This is a genomic window from Cellulosimicrobium funkei, from assembly GCF_900155925.1.
In the GTDB taxonomy this organism is placed as follows: Bacteria; Actinomycetota; Actinomycetes; order Actinomycetales; family Cellulomonadaceae; genus Cellulosimicrobium; species Cellulosimicrobium funkei.
This window is the reverse complement of record NZ_FTMI01000005.1, coordinates 63202-81284: the sequence shown is the minus strand read 5'-3', so window position 1 is coordinate 81284 and position 18083 is coordinate 63202. Positions and strand designations below refer to the sequence as shown.

Below are 18083 nucleotides of genomic sequence, written 5' to 3'. Positions count from 1 at the left end.
GTGAGCGGCGGCGCCGCCCCGTGATCGTCGTCGCGACGCTCGCCTGGCTGCTCGTCGCCGTGCTCGCGCGCCGGTCGCCGGCGGTCCGGTCCGCCGTGAGCACGGCGACGTCGACGCTGCTCGCCCTCGCGGGGGTCGGGGCGGTCGTCGTCGTGGCCGTCGCCGCGGACGACGGCGGGACCCGGGCGCTCGGCGCGCTCGCGAGCGTGCCCGCCGCGGCCGGCGCGGTCGCGGCGGGTACGTGGTGCGCGCGAGCGGTGGTCCGCCCCTGGACGGTGCGGCGGCGCGAGCGTGCTGCGGGCCGGGTCCCGTGGCAGGACCGCGTGCTCGCCGCCGCGGCGCGCACCGGGCCGCGCGTGCGGGGCGTGCGCGTCGCCGACGTCGCCGCCCGCTCGGCGTTCCGCGTCGCCGGGGTCCGCGTCACGGGCCTCGCCGCCGAGATGTCGTACTACGGCCTCATCTCGCTCATCCCGCTGACGACCGCGATCGGGTCGAGCCTCGGCTTCCTGCGCCCGCTCCTCGGCGACGACACCGTCGACTCGATCCGCTCGTCGATCGTCGGCGGGCTCACCACGGTGTTCGCCGAGCACGTGTCGACCTCGGTCGTCGCGCCGCTCGTCGACAGCCTCCTCGACGAGCAGCGCACCGGGTTCGCCGTCGGGTCGTTCCTCGTCGCGCTCTGGCTCGCGAGCCGCGTCTTCCGCGCGGCGGTCCGCGCCCTGGACGACGCGTACGGCGTCGAGCGGCGCCGCGGGGTCGTGGCGCAGTACGTCCTGGGGGTCGCGCTCGCCCTCGGCGCGATCGTCACGGCGGTGTCCGTCGTCGCGCTCGTCGTCGTCGGCCCGCTCCTGGGTGACGGCGCCGACCTGGCCGAGCGGCTCGGTCTCGACGCGGCCTTCCGGCAGACGTGGGACGTGCTGCGCTGGCCGACCGTCGTGCTCGTCTGCGGCGCGTACCTCACGCTGCTCTACCGCTACGCACCGAACGTCGACACGACGTGGCGGCGGTGCCTGCCGGGCGCGGCCGTCGGTACCGGCGGCGTCCTCGTCGTGTCCTGGGGGTTCGGTCTCTACGTCCGGCTCGCGGGACCGGCGGCGCCGGGCTCCGAGGCGGGGACGACGGCGGTCGTCCAGGCGGCCGGGCAGATGCTCGGCCTCGTCCTCGCCGGGGTCCTCTGGGGCTGGCTCACGAGCATCGTCGTGCTCGTGGGCGGCGTCGTGAACGCGGAGGCCGACCCGCACCGCGTGGTCCCGGCGGGACGCGCCACGGGCGCAGCCTGGACCGGTGGGGGGAGCGCCCCCGTGACGGGTACGCCCGCCGAACCCGTCGACGACCGCTCCCGCGGCACCGGCGCCGGCCGTGTGGGACGCGGCTCCTACGCTGACCTGCAGGACCACGGGCACGGTGCCCGCGACCGGACCGAGGAGGAGCCCGGGTGACGAGCACGACGACCGGTGACGAGCAGGCGCCCCCGGCGCTCGCCGAGCTGCGACCGCCGGCGGAGGTCCGGTACGCCGACGAGCTCGCGGTGCTCGCGCAGGCCGACGCCCGGCGCGGGGCCGACGTCCCGCCGGGCTGGCGCCTGAGCCCGCGCGCGGTGCGGGCGTTCGTCGTGGGCGACCGGGAGCTGGGCGTGAGCCGCAAGTTCTTCGGCGACGACCCGCTCGTCGACCGCGCGGTCGTGTCGTTGCTCGGCCGGCAGGGCCTCATGCTCGTCGGTGAGCCCGGTACGGCCAAGTCCCTGCTGTCCGAGCTGCTCGCGGCGGCCGCGAGCGGCACGTCGACCCTCACGGTGCAGGGCACCGCGGGCACGAGCGAGGACCACGTGCGGTACTCGTGGAACTACGCGCTCCTCATCGCGGAGGGGCCGAGCGAGCGCTCGCTCGTCCCGTCGCCCGTCTACCGCGCGATGGAGAGCGGGCGCGTCGCGCGGTTCGAGGAGATCACGCGCTGCGCCCCGGAGATCCAGGACACGCTCGTCTCCGTGCTGTCCGAGAAGCAGCTCATGGTCCCCGAGCTCGGCGCCGACGCCCGCGTCGCGGCGCGGCCCGGGTTCAACGTGCTCGCCACGGCGAACCTGCGCGACCGCGGGGTCCACGAGATGTCGGCCGCGCTCAAGCGGCGCTTCAACTTCGAGACGGTCGCGCCGATCCGCGACCGCGCGTTCGAGATCGAGCTCGTCGAGACGCGCCTCACCGCCGAGCTCGGGCCCGTCGAGGACCGACCGGTGCTCGACCGTGACGTGCTCGAGGTGCTCGTCACCGTGTTCCAGGACCTGCGCACCGGCACGACGGCGAGCGGCGCACCGGTCAAGCGCCCCGAGACCGTGATGTCGACGGCGGAGGCGGTGAACGTCGCGATCGCGGCGTCGCTCGAGGCGCGCTACCTCGGTGACGGCACGGTCACGGCGGGGCAGGTCGCGCGCCAGGTGGGCGGCGTCGCGCTCAAGGGCGACGAGGAGGACGCGCGGCGGCTGCGGCACTACGTGGACAACGTCGTGCGGGAGCGCGCGCGGTCCGACGCACGCTGGAAGGACTTCCTCACGGCGGCGGGCGACCTGTGGCGGTAGCCCGGCGCGCCGCGTGGGACGCCGCGCCGCCGCGGCTGCGACAGGCGGCCCACGACCTCGCGCTGCTGCGCGAGCGCGACGGCGTGCACCTCGTCGGGGTGCGCCACCACAGTCCCGCCTGCGCGGTCGCGGTGGCCGCGCTGGTCGCCGAGATCCGGCCGTCCGTCGTGCTCGTCGAGGGGCCCGAGGAGTACACGCGTCTCCTGCCCGCGCTGCTCGACGAGCGGACGGTCCCGCCCGTCGCGGTCCTCAGCCTCGCCGGCGACCTCGCGGACGCCGCGGGAGGCGGCGTGCGCGCCGCGGGCTTCTACCCGCTCGCGCGGTACTCGCCCGAGTGGGTCGCCGTGCGCGCGGGGCACGCGGCGGGCGCGGAGCTCGCGTTCGTCGACTCCCCGTGGGGGGAGCGGGCAGGAGAGGAGGACGACGAGCGGGGAGCCGCCGCGCGGACCGTCCTCGCGGAGCGCCACCTCGCGCACTCGCGCACGGTCGCCCGGCTCGCGGAGCGGCTCGGGTGCCGCGACCACGACGAGCTGTGGGACCACCTCTTCGAGGCGCGCGAGACGGCGCGCCTGCGCGACTGGCGCGAGCTCGTCGACGACGTGTTCGCGTGGGCCGCGCTCGCGCGGCTCGACTACGAGGACGAGGCGCTCGCCGCCGACGGCTCGCTCGACCGCGAGGCGCGCATGTCCGCGCGCGTCGCGGAGCACGCCGCGCGTGCGGACGGGCCGGTCGTCGTCGTGACGGGGGCGTTCCACACCCTCGCGCTCGTCGAGGCGCTCGTCGGGAGCGAGTACGGCACGGCGGTCGTGGCGCGGCGCCCCGCGGACGGGTACGGCGACCTCGCCGACGCCCCCGCGTGGCTCGTCCGCTACGACGACGAGCGGCTCGACGCCCTGCGGGGGTACGGCGCGGGCATGCCCGCGCCGGGCTACTACGACCGGCTCTGGGCCGCGCACCACGACCCGGCCGGGCCCGCTGCCGCCGCGGCCGGGGTGCTGGTCGACGTCGGGCGCGGGGCGTCGGAGCGCGGGGCACTCGTGAGCGTGGCGCAGTCCCAGGCCGCCGTCGAGCACGCGCACCGGCTCGCGGCCCTGCGGGAACGGCCCTGGCCGTGCCGCACCGACCTGCTCGACGCGATCACCTCGTGCTACGTGAAGGACTCGGACGACCTGGACGCCGCGGGCGACCGACCGCTCGGTCTCGCGGTCGCCGAGGTCTTCGCCGGGCGCGCGCTCGGCGACGTCGCCCCGGGCGGTGCGGCCCCGCCGCTCGTCGAGGAGGCACGGGCCCGCGCCCGAGCGCTGCGCCTCGACGTGTCCGACGCCGTGCCGCGCACCGTGCGGCTCGACGCCCGCCGTCGTGCCACGCACCGCGACCGGCGCCGGTTCCTCGCGCTGTGCGCGTTCCTCGAGCTGGGCTTCGCTCGCCGGGTCTCCGGCCCCGACCACGTCGCGGGCCGCGGGCTGGGGCTCGTGCTGGAGGAGTGGACGTACGCGTGGACCCCGCTCGTCGAGGCGCGCCTCGTCGAGCTCTCCCACCGCGGCGCGACGCTCGAGGCGGTCGCGGTCGCGCTGCTCGACGACGCGCGCGAGCGGGCGCGTGAGGAGCGCTCGAGCGATGCCGTCGCGCGCCTCGTCGCGCAGTGCGTCGTCGTCGGGCTCCCGGAGCGGCTGCCCCCGCTCGTCGCCCTCGTGCGCACGACGCTCGACGTGGACCCGTCGCTCGCGTCCGTCGTCGCGGGCATGCGACGGCTCGTCGCGCTGTGGCGGGCGCGCGTCGAGCTGGAGCTGGGCGACCACGCGCAGGCCCTGCTCGACCTCGCGGAGCAGGGGCTGGCCACGGCCGCGTACCTGGTCCCGGACCTCGCGGCGGCCGACGCGACGACGCAGGACGACGCCCTGGCGAGCCTCGTCGCGCTGCGGTCCCTCGTGCGCGACGTGCGCGGCGCAGGCCGGGACGGACCGGGCTCGGCGGCCGCGACGGTGGGGCAGGCGCTCGCGCGCGTCCGCGAGGACGCCGACGCGTCCCCGGCGGTGCGCGGGGCGCTCACCGCGTTCGCCGCCGTCGACGACGAGCTCGACGACGAGCCCGGCGACCACGGGCTCGTCGAGCGGGTGCGCGCCCAGCTCGCACCCGGCGCGGACCCCGTGGCGGCGACGGCGTTCCTCGGCGGGGTCCTGCGCGCCGCCCCGGACCTGCTGCTCCACACGCCGGAGATGTTCGACGCCGTCGACGAGGGCTTGCGTGGTCTCGACGAGGACGCGTTCCGCGCGGTCCTGCCGGACCTGCGGCGCGCGTTCACGTGGTTGCGGCCGACCGAGACGCATCGGCTCGCCGAGCGCGTCGCCGCCCGCACCGGGACGCGCGCGGACGCGCTGGACCGGCGCGTGCACGTCTCGGAGGACGACCTGCGGGCCGCGCTGGTGGTGGAGCGCGAGCTCGTCGCCGTGCTCGAGCGGGACGGGCTGGGCGCGTGGGCTCGCGGGAGCGCCTCGTGACGGCGGGCGGCGGTCTCGGCGTGGCCGGGCGGGCGGACGACCAGGAGGCCGCGCGGCGCTGGCGGCTCGTGCTGGGCCGGTACGCGGGCGACACGCTGCCCGTGGCGCCACCGGACCAGGCGCTGGACCGCACGCTCGGGCACCTCTACGACCGCGAGTACACCGCGCGCGGCCACCGGCACGGCACCGGGGGAGACCCCGGCGAGGGCCGGGGCCGCGGAGGTGGCCGCGGAGGGTCGGTCGTCGAGGGGCTCGACTGGCTGGGGTCGGCGCGCGAGCTGTTCCCGCGCGAGACGTTCGAGCGCATGCAGGTCGAGGCGGTCGGCCGGTACGGCATGACCGAGCTGCTCGCGGACCCGCAGGCGGTCGAGGCCGTCGAGCCGAGCACGGAGCTGGTGTCGGCGCTCCTGCGCGTGCGGGGCAGGCTCGGGCCGCAGGTCCAGGACGGGCTGCGACGGATCGTCGCGCGCGTCGTCGAGGACGTGGTGCGCCGCCTGCGCCCCCGCTTCGTGACGGCCGTCGACGGGCGCCGGGACCGGTCCCGCCGCTCGTTCGTGCGGTCGAGCCGCACGTTCGACGCCGCCGCGACGGTCCGCGCGAACCTCGGCCGCTGGGACCCGGAGCGCGGGCGCCTGGTCGTCACGGACCTGCGCTTCTCGGCGCGGCGGCGTCGGGCGCTGTCGTACGACGTCGTGCTGCTCGTCGACCAGTCGGGGTCCATGGCGGCCTCGGTGCTCTACAGCGCGGTGAGCGCGGGCATCCTCGCGGGGCTGCCGGGGATCACGGTCCGCCTCGTCCTGTTCGACACGGCGGTCGTCGACATGTCGCACCTCGCGCACGACCCGGTGACGGTGCTGCTCACCGCGCAGCTCGGCGGCGGGACCGACATCGCGCGGGCCGTGCGGTACGCGGAGCAGCACGTGCGGGACCCGCGGCGCACGGTCGTCGCGCTCGTCAGCGACTTCGAGGAGGGCGGCTCGGTGTCCCAGCTCGTGTCCGCCGTGGGGCGCCTGCACGCGTCGGGCGTCCGGCTGCTCGGGCTCGCGGCCCTCGACGGGCAGGCGAACCCTGCGTACGACCGCGGCGTCGCGCGCCGGCTCGCCGAGCAGGGCATGGAGATCGCGGCGCTCACGCCGGAGCGGTTCGCCGAGTGGCTCGGCGAGGTGCTCCCGTGAGCGGGGCCGGCGCCGGGCTCGGTACGTGGGCCGCGGTGTACGCGGGGTACGACGACGACGCCCTCGCCACGCTCGCGAGCCCGGGCCTCGTCCGGCGCGCCCGCAAGGACGTCGCGGCCGGGCGGGTCGAGCCGGTCGAGGCGCGCCCCGACGGCGTCGTGGTGTCCGTGGGCGGGGTGCGGGTCGAGCTCGACGCCCGCGGTCCCGCCGGGGCGCGGTGCGCGTGCCCGACGCCGGGCGCGTGCCAGCACGTCGTGGCCGCGAGCCTGTGGGCGCGGGGGACGGGTGCCGCACCCGCGGCGGCTCCCGCCGCGGCACGTGACGGCGCGACGCCTTCCGCTCCCGCCCCGGACCCGGTGGCGGAGATCCTCGCGCTCGACCCGCGCGTCGTGCACCGTGCCGCGGGCGCCGCCGTCGTGCGGGCGGTCGCCGAGACCGTGCCTGCTGAACCCGGGGAGGGGGCGGTCGGTGGGCCGCCGGTGGAGGTGGCGGTCGACGGCCCGCGCGCGGAGGTCTCGTGGCCCGGCGCGCCGCGCGTCACGTACGTCGCGGGGGCGGGGTTCCCGGGGATGCTCGTGGCCCCCGAGGGGGCGGCGTGGAGCGACGCCGACGAGCGCCGGTGGCGGCTGGAGGCGCTCGTGCACGTGTGGCGTGCGCACGGCCGGCCGTGGCCCTGGCCTGAGCGGGCCGCCGCGACGCCGCGTGCCACGGGCGTCCCCGACGCCCGGGCGGTGGCCGACGAGGTCGTGCGCGCGGTCGAGCGGCTGCTCGACGTCGGGCTCTCGCACGTCGGCCGCGACGACCTGGAGGAGCTGCGCGGTGCGGGCGTGGTGGCGCGGCTCGGCCGGCGGCCCGCGGTCCAGCGTCTCGTCACGTCCGCGGTCGGGCGGCTCGAGGCGCTCGCGGACCGCCGCGACGCGGTCGACGAGACGGACTGCCTGCTGGCCCTGGCCGAGCTGTGGGCGTACGTGCAGGCGGAGCCCCCGCCCGACGCCGGCACGCCCGACGAGCGCCCGACCGACCTCGGGCGGGTCGTGTCGCTCGGTGCACGGTGGTGGGTCGCGGCGTCGGGCGCGCGGGGTGTGACCGTGCACCTGTGGGACGCGGACGCCGGGCGCGTGCGGTCGGTCACCACCGGCCGCCCGCCGGGCGCCGACCCGACCTTCCGGCGCTCGTGGGACCTCCCGCTCGTCTGGGGCCGCTCGGTCGAGGCGCTGTGCCGCGGCCCGTTCGCGCTGCGGGGCGCGACCGAGCGTGCGGATACCGGGCTGCGCGCGGGCGAGGGGCCCGCCGTCGAGCCGCTCGGGGCGCTCGACGCCGACGAGCTCCGCGACGTCGCGGCCCGCACCGCGACGACCCCGCCGCGGGCCGAGGCCGGGTTCGGCCGGGCGCCCGCCGCCGTGCGGGTCGTCATGGTGCGCGAGGTGGGGGCGATCGCCCTCGACGAGGTCGCGCAGGAGCTCACGTGGACGCTGGTCGCGGCGGACGGCACGGAGACGGTCGTGCGCGTCGACGCCGCGGACGAGGCGGCGTGCGACACCCTGCTCGGGGTCGCGGCGGGGAACCGGCGTGTGGTCGCCGTCGCCGTCGAGCGCGACCTCGCGTCGCGGAGCGACGAGGCCGTCGGGCTGTTCGTCGACCGCCCGGGCGAGGGCCTCGACGTCGTCGTCCCGACGCTGACGCCGGCGTACGACCACCGGGCGTGGTCGACCCCGTGGACCCGGCTCCGCGCCCGGGTCCGGTCGCTGCGCGGGCGCGCCGGCACGCACGCGCGGGAGGTGGTCGTGCCCACGCCCGTCGAGGAGGTGTGCGACACGCTGCTCGACACGGTCGTGGCGCTCGCCGCCACGGGGCGCCGGCACCTCACGCCCCACCAGGCGAGCGCGCTCGCGCGCGCCGCGCGCACCGCCGACGACCTCGGGGCGACGACGCTCGCCGCCACGGTCGGCCTCGTCGCGCACGAGCCCGACGCGGCCCGGCTCCTGCGGGCCGGCTTCGTCGCGTCCCGGGGTCGGACGCTCGCGCGCGCCGTGGCCGCCGCACCCGACCCCGGGCCCCGAGCACGGGAGGCGAGCGCGTGAGCACCTACGCCGTCCACGTCGGCTCGCCCGGACGGGCCCGGGTCGAGCACGTCGCGGACGGTCCGCCGGACCCGGTCCGCGAGACCTGGGACGACACGAACCGGTGGTACCCGCCCCTGCTCGCGGCCGGGCGGCGCGTGGAGCGGTCGCACGACCTGCGCCTGTCCCACGTGCTGCTGCGACGCTCGCGGCTCGTCGCGGGCACGCCGTTCGCGCGGCGCGACCCCGGGCCGTGGGACGCGCTCGCCGCGGTGCCGGCCGGGCGCGACCCGTCCGTGCCGCCGCAGCCCGTCGGGCTGTTCGAGCTCGGTGCGCAGGACGGCCCGAGCGTGCGGCTCGACCCGGTCGCGGAGCTCCGCGACCAGCTCGCGACCGTCGCCGCCGCGGACGGGCCGGACGCCACAGGGAGGCTGCGGCTCCTGCTCGCCGGCGAGTCCGCGGGCGCGCTCGTCGCCGCCGAGATGCACCACGCGGGCGTGCCGTGGCGCGCCGACGTGCACGACGCGATCCTCAGCGGCGACCTCGGGCCGCGGCCGCGGCCGGGCGAGCGGCCCGCGCGCATGGAGGAGCTCGTCGCGCGCATCCGTACGGCGCTCGACGCGCCGCCCACGCTCAACCCCGACTCCCACCCCGACCTGCTCAAGGCGCTGCAGTACGCGGGCGTCGGCGTGCGGTCCCTGCGCAAGGGAGAGCTCGAGCGCACGGACCACCCCGTCGTCGAGCCGCTGCTGGAGTACAAGAAGCTCGCGCGGCTCCTCACGGCGAACGGCTGGGCGTGGCTCGACACCTGGGTGCACGACGGCCGGTTCCGTACCGAGTACGTCGTGGGCGGGGTCGTCACGGGCCGGTGGGCGTCGAGCGGCGGGGGAGCGCTGCAGCTCCCGAAGCAGGTGCGGCGCGCCGTCGTCGCGGACCCGGGCTGGCGGCTCGTCGTGGCCGACGCCGCGCAGCTCGAGCCGCGCGTGCTCGCCGGGCTCGCGCACGACGAGCGCATGGCCGCCGCGGGTCGCGGCGGCGACATGTACGCGGGGATCGTCGCGTCGGGCGCCGTCGCGACCCGCGACCACGCGAAGGTGGGGATGCTCGGCGCGATGTACGGCGGCACGACCGGCGACAGCGCGCTCGTGCTCCCGCGGCTCGCGAAGGCGTTCCCCGACGCCATCGGCCTCGTGGAGCGCGCCGCCCAGGCGGGTGAGCGCGGGGAGATCGTCTCGACGCTCCTCGGCCGCAGCTCCCCGCGCCCCGGCGAGTCGTGGCACGCCGCGCAGGACGGGGCGTACGCGGTCGAGGAGGTCGGTGCCACGGAGGACGCCGCGTCCGGGGCCGACGCGCAGGCGCGGGCCCGGTCGTACACGCGGGCCTGGGGCCGGTTCACGCGCAACTTCGTCGTGCAGGGCACCGCCGCCGAGTGGGCGCTGTGCTGGCTCGCGTCGATCCGGCGGCGGCTGTGGGACCTGCCCCTCGCCGCGACCCCCGGGGCGGCGCCCGCCCCGTTCGCCGACCGGGCGCACCTCGTCTTCTTCCTGCACGACGAGGTCGTCGTGCACGCGCCGGCCGAGCTCGCCGAGACGGTCGCGCACGAGGTCCGCGCCGCGGCGGCCGAGGCGGGGCGCCTCCTGTTCGGCGACTTCCCGGTCGACTTCCCGCTCACGGTCGCGGTCGTCGACCACTACGCCGAGGCGAAGTGAGACGCGGCGGGCAGGACGCCCGGCGTCGTCACCGCCGCGGCTCCCCGCGGTACGTGCCGAAGGACCAGAGGTTCCCCTCGGGGTCCCGGAGCACGAGCTCGCGGCTCCCGTAGTCCGTGTCCCGCAGCGGCACGACGACGCGACCGCCGGTACCCGGCACGCGCTCGCGCAGCCGGGCGTCGAGCGCCTCGATCGCGGCGTCGTCGGGCACGACGGCGTACGTGCCGCACGTTCCCGGCTCGCGCGACCACTCCCGCTCGGGGGAGTGGCTGCCGAGCATGATCCCGCCGCCGTGCGGCCAGTCGAGCTGGGCGTGCGCGACGTCGCGGTCGTCGCCCGCCATGACGGCCGTCGCGACGAACCCGACGACGTCGGTGAGGAACGCGACGAGCGCGCGGGCGTCGCGCGCCTGGAGGGTGGGCCAGACCTGGGGGCTCGGCGTCCCGGTCGGCGTCCCGGCCGCGTCGGCGGCGGGTGCGTGGTCAGTGGTGTCCCGGGTGCTCTCGTGGATGCTCATGGTCCCAGGCTGGGCCGTCGGTGTGGCCCCCGGCTTGGATGTTCCCGACCTCCTCCCGGACCCACCCGGTCGGGGTCGTACCGGCGAACCGCCGGAAGTCGCGCACGAGGTGGGAGTGGTCGGCGTACCCGGCGCTCGCGGCGACGTCCGCGAGCGTGCGGGGTCCGCGGCCGAGGGCGAGGCGCTGCACCGCGCGACGGGCGGCGTCGAACCGCGCGAGCCCGCGCGCCGCGCGCGGCGAGACCCCGAGCTCCGTCCGGAACAGCGTCTCCAGGCGGCGCTCGCCCAGCGCCACGTGGCGGGCCACGTCCCGGACCCGGGCGCGCCCGTGCGTGCGCACGAGCACCCGCCACGCCTCCGCGACCTCGGGGCGCACGCCGTCGCGCCGGGCGACGGAGCCACCCGGCGCGACGCCCCCGGGCTGCGTGAGCACCGCCCGCACGACGTCGAACGCCGCGGGCCACGAGCCCGCCTCGGCCACCTGCTCGCGCAACCGCTCGGCGACGGGCCCGAGCACCGCGTCCGCGTCCTCGACGAGCCCGAGGTCGCCGGCCCGGACGCCGAGCAGCTCCCGGCACGCGAGGGGGTCGAGGGCGAGCTGCACGCCCGCCTGCTCGGGCGGCTGGTGGATGTAGGCGGGCCGCGTGTGCAGACCGCCGACGAGCGAGGCGTAGCCCACCGGGGCATCGTCCGGCCCGACCGCCGTCGGCACGGCGCCCGCGGTGCTCACGACGAGCGTGAGCCACGGCGACGGCAGTCCGCGGTGGACGGACGGCGTGCCGTCCGTCGTCGCGGTCCGCAGGCGGTAGCCGACCATCGACACGACGCCGGGCGGCAGCGCCGGCGGCAGGGCTCGCACGTACTCGTGCACGGCTCCAGGCTAGGCACTCACGTCGCGGGCCGCAGACCGCGCACCTGCGGGACGTCGGTGCCGCTCGCCGCGCGGCGCACGTGGGAGCGCGCGTGCTCGACGGCGGCGTCGAGCGTGTCGAACAGGTGGTTCTCGTGCCGGAGCTCGGCGAGCGCGCCGACGTTCGTGAGCAGCGCGCGGTGCCGGTCCTGGACGCCCTTGACGAGGACGGTCACGCCGCGCGCCTCGAGGCCCTCGATGAGCCCGCCGAGCGCCTTCGCCCCGGTCGCGTCGACCATGCGGAGCTGGGAGAGCCTCAGGACGACGACCGCGACGTCCTCGTGTGCCGAGGCGTCGGTCACCTCGGCGAGCACGCGGTCGGCGGCGCCGAAGAACATGGACCCCTCGAGCCGGAAGAGCGCGACGTGCTCGTCGCCCGGCTCGGCGCGTCCGGGCAGCGGCTCGCGGTGGACCCCGGAGGCGCGGGCGACGGTCCGCAGCGCGAAGAACGCGGCGACGAGGATGCCGATCTCGATGGCCTGCACGAGGTCGAACGCGACGGTGACGACGGCGGTCACGGCGAAGGTCGCCGCGCTGGAGCGCCCGGCGCCCACGACGGAGCGGATGGTGCGCCCGCCGATCATCCGGAAGCTCGTCACCATGAGGACGCCGGCGAGCGCGGCGAGCGGGATCCGCGAGACCGGGCCGGTGGCGAGGTACATGACCGCGAGGATCACGACCGCGTGCACGACGGCGGAGAGCCGCGTCCGGGCGCCGGAGCGCACGTTGACCGCGGTGCGGGCGATGGCCCCCGTCGCGGGCATGCCGCCGAAGAGGCCGCTGGCGACCGAGGCGACGCCCTGGCCGACGAGCTCCCGGTCGGGCTGGTAGACGGAACCGCCGCCCGGCCCGGACTGCACCATGGTCGCCGCGACGCGCGCGGACAGCAGGGACTCGATCGCGGCGAGCGCGGCGATGGCGAGCGCGGCGCCGCCGAGGTCGCGCAGCGCGCCGGGCGTGACCGACGGCAGGACGGGCGCGGGCAGCGACGACGGCAGCGCACCGATGCGCGGGACGGGCGCGCCGAGCACCTCGACGAGGACGGTGGCGAGCACGACCGCGACGAGCGACGCGGGGATCCCCGCGTGGAGCCGGGGGAGCAGCACCATGGTCGCGGCGACGAGCGCGACGCAGCCGAGCGTCCACAGCACCGGGGCGGCGGGGACGTCGGTGACGGCGGCGCGCACGGCCTCCACGGCAGACACGAGGGTGTTATGGCCGGGCGCGACCTCGACGCCGACCGCGGCCGGGACCTGCTGGAGGAAGATGATGCACGCGATCCCGAGCGTGAACCCCTCGACGACCGGCCACGGGATGTACGTGACGACGCGCCCGAGCCGGGCGAGCCCGGCGACGAGGACCACGAGCCCGGCGAGGACGGTGACGAGCGCGACGGAGCCCGGACCGTGCGCGACGACGACCGGCGCGAGCACGACCGCCATCGCCCCGGTCGGTCCGGACACCTGGTGGTTCGACCCGCCGAGGACCGCCGCGACGACGCCGGCGACGACGGCGGTGACGAGCCCGGCGGCGGCCCCGACGCCGGAGCTGACGCCGAACGCGAGCGCGAGCGGGAGCGCGACGACGCCCACGGTGACGCCGGCGAGGAGGTCGGCGCGCAGGGTCCGGGGGCGCAGGTCGTAGTCGGAGCGGCGGGGCAGCAGGTCGCGGACGGCGGAGAGGCGGTTCATGCCGAGGGGGACGACGCCGTGGTCGCGTCGAGCACCGCGCGCGCGGTCGCGCCGGGCAGGGCCGGGAGCCGCCGCGCGGCCTCGAGCTGGTCGGACGCGCCGGCGAGGTTCGACAGGAGGAACGCCCGCGCGACGACGAGCAGCTCGGCGACGAGCGGCTCGGCGAGGCGGTACTCGACGGCGTTCCCGCTGCGCGTCGAGGTGACGACGCCTGCCCGGCGCAGCACCGCGAGGTGCTGGGAGAGCTGGGACGCCTCGCACCCGGTGACGTCGAGCAGCACGGAGACGGGCGCGGTGTGGTCGGCGTCGGCGGCGAGGACCTCGAGCACCTGGATCCGCGTGGGGTGCGCGAGGCACCGGAAGAGCTCGGCCTTGATGCGGTAGAGGGGGGCGGTCTCGTCGGTGCCGGGGGCGCCGTCGTCGGGTCGGGGTGGGCGGGGCACGGGTCCTCCGGGCTACGGGATGATGGCTTGCGCAATCCATCAAACCATGGCGAGCGGCGTCCGGCGGCCCGCCCGGGATAGCCTGCCGCCATGACCGCCGCGCCCGACCCGAGCACCGACACGCCTCCTGCGGACCCGGCGGCCGAGGGCGCGGGGCACCCGACGCTCGGCCGCGTCGTGCGGACGCTGGACGAGCTGTACCCGCCGTCGACGGCGGAGGACTGGGACGCCGTCGGCCTGGTCGCCGGGGACCCGGACGCGCCCGTGCGCAAGGTGCTGCTCGCCGTCGACCCCGTCGAGGAGGTCGCGGACGAGGCGCTGGCCTGGGGTGCCGACGTCCTCGTGACGCACCACCCCCTGTTCCTGCGGCCCGTGCACTCCGTCGCCGCGACGACCTTCAAGGGCTCGCTCGTGCACCGCCTCATCCGGGGCGGCTGCGCGCTGTACGTCGCGCACACCAACGCCGACGCCGCGCAGCGCGGGGTCGCGGACGCCCTCGCCGACGCGCTCGACCTCCTGCACCGCGTCCCCCTCGTGCCGCACCCCGCGCCGTCGCCGCACGAGGCGGCCCGCACCGGCACCGGCCGCATGGGCCGGCTCGCGGAGCCGACGACGTTGCGCGCGTTCGCGCAGCGCGTCGCGCAGGTGCTGCCTCCGACGGTGCAGGGCGTCCGCGTGGCGGGCGACCTCGACGCGCGCGTGGAGTCGGTCGCGGTGGTGGGCGGGTCCGGCGACTCGCTGTTCGACGCCGTGCGCGCGAGCGGGGCCGACGTCTACCTCACGTCCGACCTGCGCCACCACCCCGTGTCTGAGCTGCGCGAGCGCGCGCGGCTCGACGGCGGCGAGGCCGGGACGCCGTTCCTCGTCGACGTGCCGCACTACGCCTCCGAGTGGCCGTGGCTCCGCTACGCTGCCGAGGACCTCGTGCGCGTCCTCGCGCGCTCCGGCGCGGCCGTGGAGACGCGGGTCAGCACGCTCGTCACCGACCCGTGGACGGCGCGGTTCCCGTCCGCACCTGCCGACCCCGCAGCCGACGCCGGACCGCCCCGCGACACCGCGCAGGGCTGACCCCCGGCGCGCGTCGACCCCCACCCGTCCCCACCGACCCGCACGCCGGCCCTCATCGGGCCCACGAAAGGAACCACCCGTGGCCACTGCACCGCCCGCCGACCAGCTCCGCCTGCTCGACGTCCAGGAGCTCGACACGCGTGCCCAGCAGCTCGCGCACCAGCGCAAGAACCTGCCGGAGCACGCGCGCATCGCCGAGCTCGACGCCCAGCTCGAGGACCTGCGCGGCAAGCTCGTGGAGTCGCGGACCGCGGTGAGCGACCTCCGGCGCGAGCTGACCAAGGCCGAGGGCGACGTCGAGCAGGTGCGGACGCGCGCCGCGCGTGACCAGTCCCGCCTGGACTCCGGCCAGGTCGGGGCGAAGGACGCTCAGGCGCTCGTCGCCGAGCTCGAGTCGCTCGCGCGCAGGCAGGGCGTCCTCGAGGAGGTCGAGCTCGACGTCATGGAGCGGCTCGAGGCGCACGAGGAGGCCCTCGCGAAGCTCGAGTCGGCGCACGCCGAGCTCGAGTCCGCCAAGGCCGAGGTCGTGGCCGCGCGCGACGCCCGGTACGCCGAGCTCGACGCCGAGGCCGCGCAGGTCGCGGGGCGGCGCACGGACGCCGTCGCCGGTCTCGACGCGGGCCTGCTCGCGCTCTACGAGCGCGTGCGCGACCAGAACGGCGGCCGCGGCGTCGTCGCGCTGCGCGGCCAGCACGTCGACGGGCTCAACGTCTCGCTGAGCCCGGCCGAGCTCGCGGCGATCACGTCGGCCGCGCCCGACCAGGTGGTGCGGCTCGAGGACTACGGCCACATCGTGGTGCGGCCGGAGGGCGCCGGCGCGTGAGCGGCACCAGCGGTCGGCAGCTCGTCGTCGAGGCCGACGGCGGCTCGCGCGGCAACCCGGGGCCCGCGGGTTTCGGGGCGCTCGTGCGCGACGCCGCGACCGGCCAGGTGCTCGCCGAGCGGGCCGCGTACCTCGGGACGACGACGAACAACGTCGCCGAGTACTCGGGCCTCGTCGCCGGGCTGCGCGCCGCCGCGGAGATCGACCCGGACGCGCGCGTGACGGTCCGGATGGACTCGCGGCTCGTCGTCGAGCAGATGTCGGGGCGCTGGCAGATCAAGCACGACGACATGCGCCGCCTGGCGGCCGAGGCCGCGGCGGTGCTCCCCGCCGCGCAGGTCACCTACGAGTGGGTGCCGCGCGCGCAGAACGCGGCGGCCGACGCCCTGGCCAACGAGGCGATGGACACCCGCGGGACCGTCGTGCGCGACCACGACCCCGCGGACCCGTCCTCGGGTGCAGCAGCCGACCCCGCGGCCGAGACCGCGCCCGTCCCCGTGGACGGGGCGACCCTCCCCGCCGTCCCCGAGGGCGCGGCGCTCGACACGCCCGCTCGGCCGTCGGGCGCCACCGTCCGGTTCGACGACGCGCCCGCGCTCACGGTCGTGCTCGTGCGCCACGGCCAGACGCCGCTCACCGTCGCGGGCGCGTTCAGCGGCTCGTCGGTCCCGGGGCCGTCGCTCACCGCGCGCGGCCGGACCCAGGCCGCGCAGGCCGCGGACCTGGTGTTCCGGATCGGTCGTCAGGCGTGGCCCGACCTGCCGCGCCCGTCGGCCGTCGTCTCCTCGCCCATGGTCCGGGCCCAGGAGACCGCGCGCGCCGTCGGCCGCCGCCTCGGGGTGCCCGTGACGACGGACGACCGGTTCGCCGAGGTGGACTTCGGCGCGTGGGAGGGGCTCACGGCCGCGGAGGTGGACGCCGGGTGGCCCGGCCTCCTGCCCGCCTGGTACACGACCGGGACGACGCCGGCCCCGGGCGGCGAGTCCGCCGCCGACGTCGGCGTGCGCGTCCGGCAGGGGCTGTGCGACCTCGTCGACACCGTGCTGCCTGGTGCCGGGCCCGCGGGCCGCACCGTCGTCGTCGTGGGCCACGCCGTCCAGGTGCGGGCCGCGATCGGGACGGCCGTGGACGCGCCGCCCGAGCAGTGGTCGCGGATCCGCGTCCCTCCGGCGTCGGTGAGCATCCTGCGGCTGTGGGCCGACGGCACGAGCGAGCTCACGGCCCAGGGCGTCCCGAGCGACCTCTGACCCGGCCGAGGTAGAGGCCTGGTAGCGCGAGGTAGAGGCATGGTCGTGACCAGGCCTCTACCTCGGCGGCCTCGGACGCGCGGTGCGGGCGACCTGGAGACCGGTCTCCACCCAGGCGTCGAGCTCGCGCGTGTCCGCCAGGCGCGGACCGTCGACGACGACCCACCCCGCCATCGTGCGGGTGCCCATCGTCATCGGCCGGGCGCCGCGCTCCAGGGCGGCGGTGCGTCCGCCCGTCCCGACCCGCACCATGAGGGCGTCGCCGGTGATCGCGACCGCCATGCGCCCGTCGACGAGGAACGCGAGCCCGCCGAACATCGTCCGCTCCTCGAACGGGGCGCGGGGCGCCAGCACCGCGCGGACGCGGTCGGCGAGGTCCTGGCTGACGGCCATGGGTCCACTGTGGACCCCTGCCCGTCCCGGCGCAGTGGCACGCGGCACCGGTCCGCGCCGACAACCGCGCCGGACCGCTCGCCCGGATCGCTCGCCTGGACCGCTCAGGCGATGACGAGCTCGAGCGTCCGCGGGCCGCTGCGCGTCGTGGCGTCGTGCAGGGTCGCCTCGATCAGCCGGTAGGTGAGGCCCGAGCCGACCTCGGTCCCGATCACCGTGCCGACGAGCTCGCGCGCGGCGTCCTGCAGCCCGGCCGCGGACGACGGCGCCGCCGCCTCCCGGCGCACGAGGTGCCCGGCGAGCACGCCGCGCGTGTGCTTGGCGTTGTGCGAGACGACGGTCCGCTTCCCGGCGTGCTCGCGCACGACTCGTACCGCGACCCACTCGGCCGCCAGCGGGCCGGACGTCCGCGGCTTCCACGCGCCCACGTACGTCGCGGACCGGCAGTCGACGACGACGTCGCCCGCGGCCCGCTCGTCGAGCACGGGGGCGAGGTGAGGTCGCCACGCCGTGGCGAGCTTCCCGACGCCCGGTAGGTCCACCGCCATGGAGAGCCGGTACGCCGGGACCCGGTCGGCAGGGGAGAGGGTGCCCCACAGCCCCGACACGACGCGCACGTCCTCGCGGGCCCGACGCGCGGGCTCCCCGCCCGCGGCGAGCGCCCCCGCGAGGTCCGCGGCGCCGTACAGCACGCCCGTGTACACGTCGGCCGCCGGACCGGCCGGGGCCGAGCGCAGCACGGTGTTGCGTCGCACCTCCTCGGCGAGCCCCGGCGTCGTGCCCAGGACCTCGTGGGCGTCCGGCCGGGCGCTCGCGGCGGCGAGCGCGTCGAGGACCGTCACGCGGTGCGCGGTGAGCGCGGGGGAGGTCAGGGTGTCGAGGTCGACGGGCGGGGCGCCGTCGGGCGCGGGGGTCTTGCCCTCGGACGGGGGGAGCAGCACGAGCACCGGGTCACTCTACGAGCGCGCGCGACGTCGCCG

General features: G+C 77.7%; 15 protein-coding genes. 9 read left to right on the top strand and 6 right to left on the bottom strand.

The window, feature by feature from the left end:
- Positions 1 to 20 precede the first annotated feature (20 nt).
- From BXA05_RS13580 to BXA05_RS13555, 6 genes are read left to right on the top strand one after another with little or no spacing between them, the layout of a single operon-like run.
- On the top strand, positions 21 to 1439 hold the full coding sequence (locus BXA05_RS13580; RefSeq protein ID WP_076405495.1) for a YihY/virulence factor BrkB family protein: 1419 nt from the start codon (positions 21 to 23) through the stop codon (positions 1437 to 1439).
- Entirely contained in the window at positions 1436 to 2569 is a 1134-nt protein-coding gene (locus tag BXA05_RS13575; RefSeq protein WP_061268614.1) for an ATP-binding protein, read from the top strand. The genes BXA05_RS13580 and BXA05_RS13575 overlap by 4 nt, the downstream gene beginning before the upstream one ends.
- On the top strand, positions 2560 to 5067 hold the full coding sequence (locus tag BXA05_RS13570; protein ID WP_083711890.1) for a DUF5682 family protein: 2508 nt from the start codon (positions 2560 to 2562) through the stop codon (positions 5065 to 5067). Before BXA05_RS13575 ends, BXA05_RS13570 begins: the two co-directional genes overlap by 10 nt.
- Positions 5043 to 6242, top strand: coding sequence for a VWA domain-containing protein (locus tag BXA05_RS13565; RefSeq protein ID WP_211435867.1), 1200 nt, complete (start codon positions 5043 to 5045; stop codon positions 6240 to 6242). The genes BXA05_RS13570 and BXA05_RS13565 overlap by 25 nt, the downstream gene beginning before the upstream one ends.
- The gene (locus tag BXA05_RS13560; protein ID WP_076405493.1) at positions 6239 to 8323 is read left to right on the top strand and encodes a hypothetical protein; all 2085 of its coding nucleotides are present in this window, start codon (positions 6239 to 6241) and stop codon (positions 8321 to 8323) included. Before BXA05_RS13565 ends, BXA05_RS13560 begins: the two co-directional genes overlap by 4 nt.
- Positions 8320 to 10011, top strand: coding sequence for a bifunctional 3'-5' exonuclease/DNA polymerase (locus BXA05_RS13555; RefSeq protein ID WP_076405491.1), 1692 nt, complete (start codon positions 8320 to 8322; stop codon positions 10009 to 10011). The genes BXA05_RS13560 and BXA05_RS13555 overlap by 4 nt, the downstream gene beginning before the upstream one ends.
- 28 nt (positions 10012 to 10039) lie before the next feature.
- On the opposite strand, the gene BXA05_RS13550 is transcribed toward BXA05_RS13555, so the two are convergent.
- From BXA05_RS13550 to BXA05_RS13535, 4 genes are read right to left on the bottom strand one after another with little or no spacing between them, the layout of a single operon-like run.
- Complete coding sequence (locus tag BXA05_RS13550; RefSeq protein ID WP_076405489.1) at positions 10040 to 10528, bottom strand: VOC family protein; 489 nt, start codon at positions 10526 to 10528, stop codon at positions 10040 to 10042.
- Positions 10494 to 11399, bottom strand: coding sequence for a helix-turn-helix domain-containing protein (locus BXA05_RS13545; protein WP_076405487.1), 906 nt, complete (start codon positions 11397 to 11399; stop codon positions 10494 to 10496). The genes BXA05_RS13550 and BXA05_RS13545 overlap by 35 nt, the downstream gene beginning before the upstream one ends.
- A 17-nt stretch (positions 11400 to 11416) precedes the next feature.
- Complete coding sequence (locus tag BXA05_RS13540; RefSeq protein ID WP_076405485.1) at positions 11417 to 13129, bottom strand: SulP family inorganic anion transporter; 1713 nt, start codon at positions 13127 to 13129, stop codon at positions 11417 to 11419.
- Positions 13126 to 13572 carry an ArsR/SmtB family transcription factor gene (locus BXA05_RS13535; RefSeq protein WP_076405483.1) on the bottom strand — a complete coding sequence of 149 codons (447 nt, stop codon included), beginning with the start codon at positions 13570 to 13572 and terminating at the stop codon, positions 13126 to 13128. The genes BXA05_RS13540 and BXA05_RS13535 overlap by 4 nt, the downstream gene beginning before the upstream one ends.
- 90 nt (positions 13573 to 13662) lie before the next feature.
- Here BXA05_RS13535 and BXA05_RS13530 point away from each other — a divergent pair, with 90 nt between their 5' ends.
- The 3 genes from BXA05_RS13530 to BXA05_RS13520 all read left to right on the top strand — a co-directional run bounded on the left by BXA05_RS13530 (position 13663) and on the right by BXA05_RS13520 (position 16710).
- A complete protein-coding gene (locus BXA05_RS13530; protein ID WP_083711889.1) occupies positions 13663 to 14640 on the top strand; it encodes a Nif3-like dinuclear metal center hexameric protein in 978 nt (325 codons plus the stop codon).
- Positions 14641 to 14719: 79 nt separating this feature from the next.
- A complete protein-coding gene (locus tag BXA05_RS13525; protein WP_034653131.1) occupies positions 14720 to 15463 on the top strand; it encodes a zinc ribbon domain-containing protein in 744 nt (247 codons plus the stop codon).
- A complete protein-coding gene (locus tag BXA05_RS13520) occupies positions 15460 to 16710 on the top strand; it encodes a bifunctional RNase H/acid phosphatase (RefSeq protein ID WP_076405481.1) in 1251 nt (416 codons plus the stop codon). The genes BXA05_RS13525 and BXA05_RS13520 overlap by 4 nt, the downstream gene beginning before the upstream one ends.
- 57 nt (positions 16711 to 16767) lie before the next feature.
- On the opposite strand, the gene BXA05_RS13515 is transcribed toward BXA05_RS13520, so the two are convergent.
- Positions 16768 to 17103, bottom strand: a complete 336-nt coding sequence (locus tag BXA05_RS13515) for a TfoX/Sxy family protein (protein WP_076405479.1) — start codon at positions 17101 to 17103, stop codon at positions 16768 to 16770.
- A gap of 104 nt (positions 17104 to 17207) precedes the next feature.
- Entirely contained in the window at positions 17208 to 18050 is an 843-nt protein-coding gene (locus BXA05_RS13510) for a YaaA family protein (RefSeq protein WP_076405477.1), read from the bottom strand.
- Between the last annotated feature and the right edge of the window lie 33 nt (positions 18051 to 18083).

Coding starts and splice junctions, on each gene's coding strand:
- BXA05_RS13550 (WP_076405489.1), bottom strand. CDS start 10,528: ATGAGCATCCACGAGAGCACCCGGGACACCACTGACCACGCACCCGCC.
- BXA05_RS13540 (WP_076405485.1), bottom strand. CDS start 13,129: ATGAACCGCCTCTCCGCCGTCCGCGACCTGCTGCCCCGCCGCTCCGAC.
- BXA05_RS13530 (WP_083711889.1), top strand. CDS start 13,663: ATGACCGCCGCGCCCGACCCGAGCACCGACACGCCTCCTGCGGACCCG.
- BXA05_RS13515 (WP_076405479.1), bottom strand. CDS start 17,103: ATGGCCGTCAGCCAGGACCTCGCCGACCGCGTCCGCGCGGTGCTGGCG.